Source organism: Dyadobacter jiangsuensis, assembly GCF_003014695.1.
Taxonomy (GTDB): Bacteria; Bacteroidota; Bacteroidia; order Cytophagales; family Spirosomataceae; genus Dyadobacter; species Dyadobacter jiangsuensis.
In genome coordinates this window covers 147,018-159,940 of record NZ_PYAS01000014.1, presented here as the reverse complement: position 1 = coordinate 159,940, position 12,923 = coordinate 147,018, and the positions used below count along the sequence as shown (strand labels likewise).

At 47.9% G+C, this 12,923-nt stretch carries 16 protein-coding genes; 1 reads left to right on the top strand and 15 read right to left on the bottom strand.

Translation table 11 applies throughout. From position 1 onward, the window contains the following. Nucleotides 1-10: 10 nt before the first annotated feature. The 14 genes from CLV60_RS25825 to CLV60_RS25760 form a co-directional block, all read right to left on the bottom strand. A complete protein-coding gene (locus tag CLV60_RS25825) occupies nt 11-322 on the bottom strand; it encodes a hypothetical protein (protein ID WP_106598285.1) in 312 nt (103 codons plus the stop codon). 5 nt (nt 323-327) lie between these two features. Beyond that, a complete protein-coding gene (locus tag CLV60_RS25820; RefSeq protein WP_106598284.1) occupies nt 328-1,092 on the bottom strand; it encodes a ParA family protein in 765 nt (254 codons plus the stop codon). Between the two features lie 301 nt (nt 1,093-1,393). Then, nucleotides 1,394-2,653 carry an MFS transporter gene (locus CLV60_RS25815; RefSeq protein ID WP_106598283.1) on the bottom strand — a complete coding sequence of 420 codons (1,260 nt, stop codon included), beginning with the start codon at nt 2,651-2,653 and terminating at the stop codon, nt 1,394-1,396. Nucleotides 2,654-2,674: 21 nt separating this feature from the next. Next, a complete protein-coding gene (locus tag CLV60_RS25810; protein ID WP_106598282.1) occupies nt 2,675-2,914 on the bottom strand; it encodes a hypothetical protein in 240 nt (79 codons plus the stop codon). Between the two features lie 39 nt (nt 2,915-2,953). Further along, nucleotides 2,954-3,541, bottom strand: coding sequence for a TetR/AcrR family transcriptional regulator (locus tag CLV60_RS25805; RefSeq protein ID WP_211302277.1), 588 nt, complete (start codon nt 3,539-3,541; stop codon nt 2,954-2,956). An 88-nt stretch (nt 3,542-3,629) separates the two neighbouring features. Further along, nucleotides 3,630-4,076 carry a DinB family protein gene (locus CLV60_RS25800; protein WP_106598281.1) on the bottom strand — a complete coding sequence of 149 codons (447 nt, stop codon included), beginning with the start codon at nt 4,074-4,076 and terminating at the stop codon, nt 3,630-3,632. Between the two features lie 4 nt (nt 4,077-4,080). Beyond that, complete coding sequence (locus CLV60_RS25795) at nt 4,081-5,562, bottom strand: Eco57I restriction-modification methylase domain-containing protein (protein WP_106598280.1); 1,482 nt, start codon at nt 5,560-5,562, stop codon at nt 4,081-4,083. After that, the gene (locus CLV60_RS25790; RefSeq protein ID WP_106598279.1) at nt 5,563-6,012 is read right to left on the bottom strand and encodes a PIN domain-containing protein; all 450 of its coding nucleotides are present in this window, start codon (nt 6,010-6,012) and stop codon (nt 5,563-5,565) included. Beyond that, on the bottom strand, nt 6,009-6,278 hold the full coding sequence (locus CLV60_RS25785; RefSeq protein WP_106598278.1) for a DUF6364 family protein: 270 nt from the start codon (nt 6,276-6,278) through the stop codon (nt 6,009-6,011). Before CLV60_RS25785 ends, CLV60_RS25790 begins: the two co-directional genes overlap by 4 nt. 52 nt (nt 6,279-6,330) lie before the next feature. Further along, the gene (locus CLV60_RS25780; RefSeq protein ID WP_106598277.1) at nt 6,331-6,993 is read right to left on the bottom strand and encodes a hypothetical protein; all 663 of its coding nucleotides are present in this window, start codon (nt 6,991-6,993) and stop codon (nt 6,331-6,333) included. Next, nucleotides 6,975-7,475 carry a hypothetical protein gene (locus tag CLV60_RS25775; protein WP_106598276.1) on the bottom strand — a complete coding sequence of 167 codons (501 nt, stop codon included), beginning with the start codon at nt 7,473-7,475 and terminating at the stop codon, nt 6,975-6,977. The genes CLV60_RS25780 and CLV60_RS25775 overlap by 19 nt, the downstream gene beginning before the upstream one ends. A 133-nt stretch (nt 7,476-7,608) precedes the next feature. Then, a complete protein-coding gene (locus tag CLV60_RS25770) occupies nt 7,609-8,634 on the bottom strand; it encodes a Ppx/GppA phosphatase family protein (RefSeq protein ID WP_106598275.1) in 1,026 nt (341 codons plus the stop codon). Nucleotides 8,635-8,685: 51 nt separating this feature from the next. Further along, a complete protein-coding gene (locus tag CLV60_RS25765; RefSeq protein ID WP_106598274.1) occupies nt 8,686-9,699 on the bottom strand; it encodes a hypothetical protein in 1,014 nt (337 codons plus the stop codon). A gap of 20 nt (nt 9,700-9,719) precedes the next feature. Next, on the bottom strand, nt 9,720-10,409 hold the full coding sequence (locus CLV60_RS25760) for a hypothetical protein (RefSeq protein ID WP_106598273.1): 690 nt from the start codon (nt 10,407-10,409) through the stop codon (nt 9,720-9,722). Nucleotides 10,410-10,600: 191 nt separating this feature from the next. Between CLV60_RS25760 and CLV60_RS25755 the strand changes: the two genes are divergently transcribed. Beyond that, the gene (locus CLV60_RS25755; protein WP_106598272.1) at nt 10,601-11,521 is read left to right on the top strand and encodes a sugar phosphate isomerase/epimerase family protein; all 921 of its coding nucleotides are present in this window, start codon (nt 10,601-10,603) and stop codon (nt 11,519-11,521) included. 348 nt (nt 11,522-11,869) lie between these two features. Here the strand turns inward: CLV60_RS25755 and CLV60_RS25750 are convergent, their stop codons facing one another. Beyond that, entirely contained in the window at nt 11,870-12,871 is a 1,002-nt protein-coding gene (locus CLV60_RS25750) for an alpha/beta fold hydrolase (RefSeq protein ID WP_106598271.1), read from the bottom strand. Between the last annotated feature and the right edge of the window lie 52 nt (nt 12,872-12,923).

The following is a 12,923-nucleotide window of genomic DNA, read 5'->3' as shown; positions in this document are numbered from 1 at the left end:
CTTTCTTTTTTTATACCAATGCCGATTTCGGTTTGCGGCCTACTTTCGTCCGGTTGCGTATCTTATCGGGGCGTGGACGGATTTCTTTGTCCTGGAAATATAGCTTTAAGGATTCGATGATGATGTCTTTTTGCGTCAGACCTTCCCAGTAACCGTAATCCTTCATATTTTCCATCAGCACAAAATCACAATCGAAGGTAACCTTGGTGGGGGCGCCGTCAACGACTTCGGCAGTGGGTGCCGGGGTAATTGCTACGACGGGCTCGTCCTGTACTTCGGGTAGCGGTAGTGGCGCAAAATCAAACTTCCTTTCCTTTGCCATACGTGTCAGTTATTTATTCGTTCCAGTATTTCTTTTGTTAACTTATAATAGTCTTCTGCTCCGTTGCTTGTTGGCGCGTAATCGAAGATCGTCGTTCCGTTGGCCTGCGCTTCCGACAATGCGATGTTGTCGCGGATGTACGCTTCCATGAAAACTTCACCCAGCTGCTCCCTCGTCGCCATGATCAGTTCGTGGCTGATCTTCTTCCGGATCTTCGGATTGTAACGCGTCGCGAACACACCGCCGAGGTTAGTGCTCGGGCTGATCTTCTTGATTTCCGCAGAGTACACCAGGAAGTTCCGCAAACCCTCGTAGCTTAAAAACTCTGCCTGCAACGGAACATAATACTGGTGGCATGACACCAAAGCCAGCCTCGTATTTCCGTAGAGGGCAGGAGGGCAGTCGATGATCACGAAGTCGTAACGGTCCTTCACTTTTTCCAATGCAATTTTCAGGTTGAAAGGAAAAACCGGTGCCGACTTGATCGTGTCTTCCCGGTGGATCATTTCGGCTGATCCGGGTAAAACATCAATGTCTCCAACTCGCTTAACGATCTCATCAAATTCGTATTCGCCGGTGATGAACGAGCCGCTGTCTTTTTTTAGGCCGGCATGATGAATGCCGAAACTTTTGGTAAGACTGGCCTGCGCATCCAGGTCAATTACCAGCACTCGCGCATTGGCAAATTTGCTGAGACCGGCAGCAATACTCTGGGCAGATGTAGTCTTTCCCACACCACCTTTGTTGTTGACAATACTGATGATTTTCATTTAAAAGTATTATAAGTATAAAAAGTTAATAGTTTATTTCGCGTCCAATACGTAAATAAACGTAAAATATTTTTATCCCTAATCCTTATAAATAGAAAGTCGTAAAAGTTTTTGTCGTGGTAAATGTATCAATCATTTTAAATGAATAAAAAGTATTAAAAGAATTTTTTTGTAATTATTTTATAATGATTTGATAATAAGAATGCTATAAAATGACTGTCACGCTGAGCGGACCGGGCCGCCGGGCGGTCGAAGCGCGGTCCAGTCTACTCAGCGTGACAATATAGTTAGTCAAAAACTTTTAAACCGCCGGATTAGGCGCATTCGCAGGTGCTACTGCTGCTAATTTTGCTGCAACATATTTATGAATACGGTACATAAGTAATGCGGTAACGATTACAGCGAACACAACCACATCACCCAACAATGGATAGTTTTCAATGAAGCCGGTGCTCGTTTCCGAAACAATAAATCCTGCGAGTAACGAGGCAAGCCCGCCGGCGATTTGCTGGATCGACGAGTTGATACCCATGTAGGCGCCGCGGTCCTGCGGGTCGGGAACTGCCGTCATGAGCGCCGAAGCGGAGATCATCCGGCCGGTAATTCCGATGAAGAGCAGGACGTTCAAACCGATGATAATCCAGAGCGGGGTCACGCTGAGATTGCAATAAATGAGGGTCATGATACAGGTCACCGTCGAGCCCATCAGGAACACTTTGTACTTCCCGGTTTTGTCGCTGAGCTTCCCGATCATCGGACTAAACACGAGCATCGAAATGCCCGTTACCATATACAATGTCGGGAGCGATCCTTCGGCGATGCCCAGGTTGTGTACACCAAAAGCAGTACCGAATGGCATGAGCATAAACCCGCCAGTGGCAAGCAGCGCAGTGGCGGCGAAGCCCTGAAGGTAGTCGGGGCGGGCGAGCGTTTTGGCCAGGTGCTGGAATGCATTACCCTTCCGCGGGTTCTTCAAGTGCGCGTCGATCGGTTTCATTTGGGTTACGATCAACACCCCGACAATCAGACCAAGTCCGACGATCATCAGGAACGGCGCATGCCAGCTGAATTGGTTGGCCAGATAGAGCCCGATAGGGATGCCCAGGACCTGGCTGCTGGCGAAAGCCATTTGTACAAAACCCATCACGCGCCCGCGAACATTGATCGCGAACAAATCGGTAATGATGGCAAAGCTGATCGAACCGATTACGCCTCCGAAAATGCCGGTGAATATGCGCGCCGCCAGCAACAAATGGTAGGTAGGTGCGATCCCGCAAAAGAGTGTCCCGATCAGAAAGCCGACATAAAAGAAAAGCAGCAGTTTTTTCCGGTCGAACTTGTCGGCAAAACCGGCGGTGAGCAGCCCGGAAGCACCCGCGCTGAATGCATAAGCGGATACGACCAGCCCGAACTGACTGGTGGTAATGGATAATTTGTCGAGCAGAATGTAGCCCAATGGCGATAGCACCATGAAATCGAGTACAACTGTAAACTGCAAAGTGGCTAAAAGCGCTATGATGAACTTTTCATAGCCGGTAAATGTGGGTTTGGCTTCGGACATAGAGTTTGATTTTGTAAATTTTTAGTCTGTTAATTCTTCGCATGCGTAGCCCGCACGGGTGACCAGCTCGATCACGGGCCCGCAATGCGCGTGAGTCGATTCGACGCGCAGCACTTTGTCGATATCGGCCAGGTCGACGTTCCATTTCAGGATGTCGGGACAGTTATCGAGCATAGTCGCAATCGATTTGACTTGCTTTGGGTTATTGATGTTGGTCTTAAAAACCAGCACAAACGCTTCGGTAATACTATGATCGTTCATGGCAAACAAAATAGGATGCGGACCGGTTTCAGCTTTCCGTTAAGGTTTTAAGGCTTTTAATACCAATCCCAGTGTGAGGTTGATTTTCTCTTCATCAAATACAAATGGAGGGCGGCCGGGCATACTTTTACCCGCAATATGAAATTTGACAAGCTGGTAGAGCGGCGCAAATGCGATCGACCAGTATATTTCTACCGGCAGTGGCATAATTTCCTTCCGGTCGATCGCATTATGGACAAACCGCTGCATTGCCTGCAAAAATCGCGTATCCACGGTCGAGCGGTCGACGAGCGGCGAATGCTTTACCTGCTCCATGAACGTCATGCTGTACGGATTTTCGAGGCAATAGGTCATACGATTGATCCATTGCCGCTTCAAACCCTCATCGAAATGCGCATCCGGGTCGAAGTTGAGCAGCGTGGCCTCCGTCATTTTGCGCGATTCATCGGTGTAAACTTGCTGGATCAGATCCTCCCGGTCTTTGAAATAAATGTAAATCGTCGCGACCGATACACCCGCTGCTTTGGCGAGTTTGTGCATACTTAACCCGTCGAAGCCATGGTTGACGATCAATTCAATGGCCTTCTCGCGGATCAGTGCTTCCTTATTAGCGTCCCTGATTCTCAATCGTTAATCGTTTTTTCATGATGTAAATATAAATGAACGTTCGTTTATTTATGAATTATTTAAATTTTTTATTTGTGTATCGAACTGATTAGTAAGTTATTATTTGACGTAAATGGTGCTCCATGTGGTCGACATAGTCGTCAAAATACCATTTCAACGTATGCGGCTGGCCGTCCCTGCCTCTACCAATACGCGAAAGGTTTTCAGACGGAATCGCTTTCGCAATGGCTGCTAAATGAAGGTTATAATGCTTCCAGGTTGAAATCAGCTGTTCAGTAGCGATGTCGTTATACCGACTCAACCCAACCCAGTCGTTCTGGTTGTAGAAAATCACCGGCTCATGTTCGGACTGAATCCGGATAAACCGCTGATGATTATTGGCGGCACTGTCGATCAAATGGCCAAGAATTTCTTTTTTGCTCCATTTTTCGGGCGAAGGCTTACGTTCAAGCTCCTGCTCGGAAGCAGCTCCGATAAGTGTCGGAATGTGGTGGCATAGCCAGGTTAAACGGTCGATAGCGGCGTTAATATCCATAGTATCAGGAATGATTGGTGACAATAAAATTTTCGATTACCTTTTTGTTATAACCTTTGTACCCGCCCTGGAAATCCCGACCCGCCACAGCCACAAAATCAGCCATTCGTTGCGAATTGAGTTGTTTCAAAAGTGATTGATAATCACCATTATACTTAATAAAATAGCCTGAATATACCGTTACGTCCGGATTTTCATACAAAATGAAATTGGGTTCACGGTTCATCGGCGAGAAAATGATCTTCTTGCCAAATGCATTATCCAGTCCCTGTGCCCGCCCGAATGCGTACCATGCCACTGCGTTAGGCTTCCCGTTATCACGACGATCCAGTTCGGATTTTACTTTAAGCAGATAGGAATATGTTTGAGGAAATTCAGTTTTGAGCGTTTCTTCTGGGATAATGCGCTGTTTATCAAGTTCATCCTTTTGGTAGGGGAACAAAATATATTCCGTCACAACATCGTCCGCGCCTTTTAGTTTCGAGCCTTTGACGATCGGTTTTAAAAGTGCTTTTTCCAAATGCGTAAAGAATCCGCTCTTGCTTTTGGCATACACCAAGCCATTTTTTTCGCTGATGATTTGAAACAGGTAACAACCATCTGCGAGCGTTGTCAATCCAACAGAAATTTTACAAATATCACCCAGCCGCTGGCCTTCCTGCTTTGTTTGCTCGCGGACGGAGAGCTGCCACGGAATGTCGATCCGTAACTCGGAATGCGGAACGTCGCGGCCCTCATATTCAAAACGATTATTCAGGCAATGCTCGAACCGGAAATAGTTGGTCGATTCGCCACCGAAAATTGTAATAGCGGGGTAGGTGGACGCCGCTCCAAAAACAGGTATCGTGCGGTAATTGGTGATAAGCCGCAGGTTGCGTTTTTTATGAAAATACTTCCGCAGCGGGCCGCCAGACTCCGAAACCAGGTAGGAATTAGGCGTAATCATCGCGCAAATGCCATTGTCCGTCAATAGTTTAGCAGCTAGCTGAAAGAAGGCGATGAATGCGTCGGTCGATCCTGTACTGCAAAATGAATAGTGCTTTTGAATGTATTTTCGCTGAGCCTCAGGAAGGTGCTGAATGCGGATATAAGGCGGATTCCCGACGATCAGGTCGAATTTTTTTCTCGAACGCCATTGTTTCAACGCATCACATTTCCGCAAATTCCATTCCACGGACAACCCCAGTGGTGCTACGAGTGCATCCAGGTTTTCGCGGCATTGCTGCAATGCTTTTTGATCGATGTCCCAGCCGTGGAGTTGTTGCAGTTTCCCTGCGATCTGGTCGGTCGGAGTATTGCGAATGATAAATTCCGCCATGGGAACGAGGAAGCGCCCGTCACCGCAAGCCGGATCTAAAATGCGTTTTCCGCTCAAATCGGCCTCATAAAAGCCGCAATGCCCCAATATCTTATCGACAATATGAAAAGGTGTATAAACCTGGCCCAGCAATTTCTTGCGCGCATACGTGCGGGTTTGTGAAGCCATTTAAAAGTCGATGCCTTTTTGCTTTTGAAGCGTGTCGGTTAGGAAATGCAGTGGCGACATCACGAGCAAACTGTCATTGTTCCCTGATCGGAAATCCCGCAAATTGTTCGTTATCAGATAATCGCAGTTGTTTTTTAAGGCACATTGATATTGAAATGAATCCTCGACATCTCGGAAATTGTTGGAGAGGGCGCTCATTAAGCTTGCCTTGTCATGTTCTGCGATCTGAAAAATATGCAGATAAGACAATAATCTATTGGTCAGTTCGCTTTTCCGGATGCCATTTTTGTGCATCAAATAGGTAAAAGTATAAAAGCTTCCGGTAGACACGAACATAGGTATGCGTTGCTGATCAGCCCACGAAAGTATGTATTTTGCTTCATAAGGTTGCCCTGTCGCACGAAAAAGGGCGTGATCCAGCACGACATTGGTGTCAATAAACAACCTCATATGCCATACTTGTCCTTGATCATCATGTCTTTGATTTCGCGGTCGGTCATATTCCTCATCGGACTGTCTTTCAGGAAACCGAACATCTCGTTTATGCTGTAAGGGGGCTTGGTCGTCTCTTCTTGTGACGGAATATTGTTCAAATAGTTATCGACCAGAAGTGATAAGGTAGTACCATGTTCTTTGGCGTACTTTCTGGCATTTTCCAGACTGGATTTCCTGACACTCAATGTCAGCTTGCTCTTTTCTGTGCTCGAAGTTTTCATGCTAGTGCAAACAGTTGATGAATGTTAAATCAAATTTACGCACAAAACATACTCATTTCAATTGACACAAACGGAATCCCTTTATCCGGCGGAGCGAATTAGTTACCACCGGAGGCGCAATGTCGGAAAACAACACTTCGTAAGTCGATTCATTGAAGGTAAATGCACTCCCATCGGCCCGCACACGCTTTGTCCCTGCACGGAACAACTTTCCGATTTCGCCATTTTCCAAGGCTTGTTTGTCAATAAATCCGAGCAATGACGCAATGGTGCCTTCGGTTTCGGATTGGTGGAAAGAGATGCAAAAGTAATGCGTGGTTTTGGAGCCGGGCTTGTGAAGTTGGGACGAAGGTATGTTCAGTACATAGTCGCGGGCCAATATGCCGGAGCGGCGTTTCATAGATTTGATGTCTACGGCGAAATCCCCGGTGTCGGAGCGGATGAGGAAATCCTGGCCCCAGTCCTGGCCGTCGGAGGCGCCGAACGAGCGGGCAGGGCGGGGAAGGTGGTAGCAGTCCGCGAAGACGACCTCGCCGAGCGTACCCGTGAAACGCATCATGCGCGTCTGCGCGAGGCAATCTGTATTTTTATCCCAAATGTTCGAGGTGTGATGATGAATTACCGAGTGGTTCACCAGGTGACGGGCAAAAAGCTTCTGTTCGTCGCTGACAGAGATTTGAATGTACGTGCCGTTGTTCAGAACAATTTGCTCCATGCAAACCTGATGGCTAGCAAAGTGAGTACAAAACCGATTAGAATGACCGAAAATGGAACGTAAGTGAATGCTACTAAGTGGATTCTGTCGAAAAACCACATGACGCCGATGAGCGCGGCAATCAAGGTAAGAAATCCTGAAATTTTCCCAAAACCGGGAATCAGGGAGAATGGGATCTTGCTTTTGATCAGCATCAGAGTAATCGCCATCGAAATGATGGGCAAATATTGCAAAACGATGTTGGCGGTCCAGATGCTCTGACGTTCGAAGAGGAAAAGGTAAATGTTGAGGGTAACCGCAAAGATGCCTGGAATGCAAACTGCATAAACCAGAATGGCGTAAATGATGCCCCAGAATTTAATATCCCGGCTCCCGTCCGCGGCCATGCCTACCACCCACGCCGTAAATGGCAATATCAAAAAGTAAACTACCGCAGGCCACGGATTGGATGAAACGGAAGCGAAGAATTGTTGTAGCGTCATGGGTTGAAAAAGGGAGGAAAGGGAGGAAAGGGAGGAAAGGAGGAAGGGGAGGAAAGGGAGGAAAGGGAGGAAAGGGAAGAGGGGCAGGACTTCCATCCTCCCTTTCCTCCATCCTCCCTTTCCTCCCTGCTAATTACAGCCCAAGCAAAAAGCCAATCGTAAAATTAGCGTCCCAGTCGAATACGAATTGCTGGCAGCCGGTTGCGTCGGTTACAGCTTTATAAATGTTAACTCCGGCTTTGGATTTGGCATTGGTTAGTTTGGTGTACGCCAATGGAGCGCTCAAAGTAGTGTAACGCTCCTTGCCTTTGCGAACTTCCTTGGCCATTTCGAACGGTACGCCGCCAATGATAAAGCAGGTATTACGCAGATTGGCAGGTACTTGTTTCGCTTTCGCGCTCACTTCCTGGTATACTTTTGAGTCGTCGGTTCCCTCCTGGAAGTATTTCGCTCCGTAGGATTCCAGTGCGGAGATTTTACCGCCGCTGATCCAGGAAATTTTGGTGTTACCTGAGCCAATATCCACTACGAATGCTTTGTCGGCATATTCGGCGGGCAGTACTGATTTGAGTGCGAGCTGGCCTTCCTGTTCCGGAGTAACCTGGTTTACAACGTAGCCAAGCGACTTCAAAACGCGGGTAATTTTGGTAGTTACCTCTGCTTTTGCAGCCCCCGAACTCACCACAAAATGGATGTCTTTGCTGCCCACACCGTAATCGAGCATGGTACCGATGTACTTTTTCAAACCAATGCGCACATCTTCGTCGGTGGCCATATTCTCGGTTACGAGGCTGTTGCCAAACTCCGATTTTTCCAGTTTCCAGCGTTTCTCTTTGTCAACTGTGATGATAAATGAGTTGAAGCCGCTTGCACCCAGCTCGACAACTCCGCGGAGTTTTCCGTCCACGGGCGCGGGTGACGTGTAGGTGAATGCTGCGCTCTCGCCCGAAGCAGTGGCTTCGCTGTTCGATGAAGTGCCCGGATCCGACGCCGTGCTCTCGGCCTCGCCGGTGGTAGCTTCTGTCTGAGGGCTTTGCGCCTGATCTTCGGCCATTTGGTTGAGGGCTTTCTGCCCGCCCAGGTACTTATACCCGACGAAAATGGCCCCCAAAATGAGCGCGGTGATGATCAACCGGCCGGCAACTGTTAGTCTTTTCATGTAGTTATGATGTGAAAAATGAGAAATATGAAGCGAATAAATGAAGAATTATCAATCCAGTAAGCCTTTATAGCTCGAATCTTTCGGCGTATCTATCGAGCGGGTGGCAGGCGCGGGCGAATCCAGCTGGATCAGTTTAAATTGCCCGGAGTTGTAAGCTTCCAGCATGGCCTGTCCTTTGTCCGATAGCAAACCATTCTGCACGTCCACGCCATTAATAAAGTCCAGCGACAAATCCATCGCACGTTTCATTTCCCCCAGTTTCTGGCTCATATCATCCTGGATGTATTCCATCGATTCATCGAAATAGAACTTCTTATCAGGATTACCCTTGAAAATGCTGATTGCCGTACGCAATGCATTGGAGCTTTCTTTTACAATTCTATATTCTGCTTCTTTGAGTTTAACTTTTATTTCGGTCTCTTTAATAATGTAATCTGCACTCTTGTTTACTTTTTCCATAAATTCCAGCACAGTCTTCATATTCCGCTGCAAGGGGAGAAGTTTCTCGTTCATCTCCTGCAAACCGGCGCCTTCAATCGTCGCGAGCGATGCCGTTTCCTTCATGCCCGGGCGATCCAACATGGTGCTCGCCTTGTTGGCCTCCGCGAATTTCTGCTTGATGCGCTCGTTATTTTCGTTAATGTTCTTGTTGAGCTTCACCAGCTGGCCGGCCAGCGTGTTGATCTGCCCCTGCATTTTTTCGCGTTTCTCTTTCAGGTCGTCGACGTAAATCTTCATGATCGCGATCGGATCCAGCTTGATAATGAGACCGGTAATGCTCCGCATGAGCGATTTGAACAGGAAGAAGGTCGCCGTGCGCACATCCTTGCTCGTCAGCAGAAAGATTACGAGCGCGAGTATGGCCATCAGGAAGCCGAGGTACAGCGTATTTTGGGTTACTTCGATCAGGAAAGCCGCGATTTTGTTCCAGAAATAGAGCGCCACAGCCCCTGCACCTCCCAGGAAAAGGAGGGAAGTAATGCCTTCCGGTCGGCTCCAATAGGACTTCTTGGAAGAATCCTCCTGCGAGCCGCCGATCTGGGTGAAATCTGGTGTTGCCATTGTGATTTAGTTGTCAGGTTTTATTGAAGATATTGGTTGATTTTTGCCAGGTCGGACTGTATCTGGTCTACAAAGCTCACATAGGTGACCTCGAAACTGTCCTTATTGGTATTGATTTTCGCTGTCTGCTCCGAAACCTCCCCGGAAATCTGCCCCAGACGGTTTTTATTATCGTCGATTTTCTTTTGTAAATCAATGATTTGCTGCGCATAAGCCGCATTCGTTTGTTCCAGTTTCTGATGCTCGTCCTGCAATGCGCCGACTCGCTCCTTGATGGCCTTCTCGACATCTTTCAGGAACGACTCACGGTCCTTGACCAGAATCGTGAGATATTGATCGGCGGAAGTTTTGAGAACAGTGGTATCTTTTGCGCCGCCCATGGCCTTGAAACTCGCCCAGGCTGCCTGAAATTGCTTTTCTTCGCCCAATCCAAGCCCTTCCATACTTTGAAGCGCCTGTTTATATTCGAAATAGTCGGGGCCGGGCAGGTTGGCTTTCTCGAGTAGATTGACAAAATGCTCTGTAAACTTCTTGTCAATCTGGCCTGTACCCGCTGCATTCGTAACAGTCGCAGGTGCTGGTTTCGACGTTTCGGGAGCGGGGCTCGCTACCGCTGGTTTTGGAGCTTGTGCTCCTGAGGCGGTTTCGTCGGCGTCTTTGATGAAAAAGCTGAGTATCTTTTTACCAATACCCGGTTCAGAGTCTGCCATAAGTGATAAAGCGTTAAGGTTCATTGTTTTTGTCGGATCAATATTACTAAAATTCGCAGGATTTCATAGGGGGCGATATTTACCAGTGGTATCCTGCGTTGATGAAGCCTCGGAAATTTTGGATGGGAATTTCGGGTAACCCTTGAAACCCGGTCGTTTTTTGCGGATGTTTGCCAAAAAACTAAGTCCTTATGCTCAAATTAGGTTTTAATAGTGCAATCCTGGCCGATTTCGGCTTTGAACACGTCGTTCAATTTGCTGGAAATAATGGCTTTTCGTGTGTAGAAATGATGTGCTGGCCGGCCGATAATGCCGACAGCCGCCGGTACGCGGGCGTGACCCACATCGATGTCAACAACCTCACCGACCAGAAGGTATCGTCCATCAAACACAACCTCAGAGAAGCCGGGGTCTTTATTTCGGCACTGGGTTATTATCCTAATCCGCTCGATCCCGATCCGAACCGCTCGGAGTATTATATAGAACACATCAAGCAGGTAATCCGCGGTGCCGCGAAGCTCGATATCCCTGTCGTAACCACTTTTATTGGTCGTGATCCTTCCAAAAGCATTAAAGATAACCTGGCCCGTTTTGCCGACGTCTGGCCTGCGATCGTAAAGGTAGCAGCAGAAAACAACGTGAAAATAGGGATTGAAAACTGTCCCATGTTTTTCACCGACGACGAATGGCCGGGAGGAAAGAACCTCGCGATCAGCCCGGCTGTGTGGGACCGGATGTTCGAAATCATCCCGGATCCGTTGTTCGGCCTGAACTATGACCCGTCGCATATGATCTGGCAAATGATGGACGAGTTGCTACCAATTTATAATTATAAATCTCGTTTGCATCATGTTCATTTGAAAGATGCGAAAGTTTATAAAAATAAATTAAATAATGTAGGCATCCTTGCTAACCCGTTGGAGTACCATTCGCCTAAGCTACCCGGTCTGGGAGATGTGAACTGGCGCGGCTTCTTTGCCGCACTCACGGATGTACGCTATCGAGGACCCGTTGTGATTGAGGTAGAAGACAAGGCTTATGAAGGCAATATCACTGATGTGAAAAGCGCCATTCTGACCAGCCGTAACTATGTGAGTCAGTTTTTGGGTTGATAAGGCTGGTTTGGAGATGTTTGAAAGCGGAACACGGAGTGCAGAGAAGTCCGGTATGCCTGAGGATGGGTTGCTCCTTAGCTTTGTAGTTGCATGCTTGACAGCATTTAAAACGTTGGTAGTTGCCGGTATCCCTACCCATGTTACGTGCCTGACGGCACTGGATTGTGAAAATCCCAATCGCGTAGCAATGTAATATTGGTAGCACCGGCGATAGTCATTGGTTGCCCAAAATGCCACTAGGTATGTAACGACGCAAATGCCGCACGGTAAGCAATCTGTGCGGCATTTATGTTTTAGTTTATTTATATTTGTAAATTTTATCTACGTTACAAATATAAATGGCAATTATTTTTCGAGAAACCGTATCAAAGGTGTAATGAACTTGTTGAAATCTTCGATATGCGGTAAATGCCCGATATTTTCGAGCTCTACAAGCTCGCTGTGCGGGATTTTCGCTTTGGTTTGCCTGCCGAGTTCCGGATAATTTCCGAGCGTTTTTCGCACATGCTCAGGCGCCAGGTTCTTGCCCACGGCACTCCGGTCGCGCTGGCCGATGATGAGCAGCGTAGGAGCCTTAATATGGCCGAATTCATAGCAAACGGGTTGCGTGTAGATCATGTCGTACGTCAATGCGCTGTTCCAGGCCACTCTCGGATAGTCCTTCCCAAGTGTCCAGCCGGCCAGCAGATTTACCCATTTCGTGTAAGACTCCCTCCACTTGCCGTCATAATAGCTGTTCAGCTGATAGTTTTTAATGGAATTGAAATCGCTTTTCAACTCGCTCATATACCATTTGTCGACGGGCTGGTATGGTACCTTGGCCTTGTAATCTTCAAGACCTATCGGGTTTTCGAGGATGAATTTCTGCACCATTTCCGGGTACATCAATGTGAAACGCGTTGCCAGCATGCCGCCCATCGAATGCCCCAGAACGGCTATCCTGCCAATGCCCAGCTTGTCGAGGATCTTTTTGGTATTGGCAGCCAGGTCATGAAAAGAATACTGATAATGCATAGGCTTGCTGGATTTCCCGAAACCGATCTGATCGGGAATGATCACGCGAAAACCCTTATCTGCTAACGCTCTGGCGGTTTCTTCCCAATAGGCCCCGTTGAAATTCTTCCCGTGCAGGAGCATGACCGCCCGCCCGTTGGCCCGCGCAGGCCGCACATCCATATATGCCATGCGAAGCTTTTCGCCCTGGGATTCCCATTCGAGGTAGTCGACGGGGAAAGGATAGGTATATGCTTCCAGGTTCATGTCCAATGGCCGTAATGCGTCATTTTGTGCATTTACGCCAGTGAGGGATAGGATTAGCAGGCCAATGCCCAGGCTGAGTTTTTTCATAGGTCTTGCGCTTTAAAAACGAAAAGAGGATAACGTGACCGCTATCCTCTTT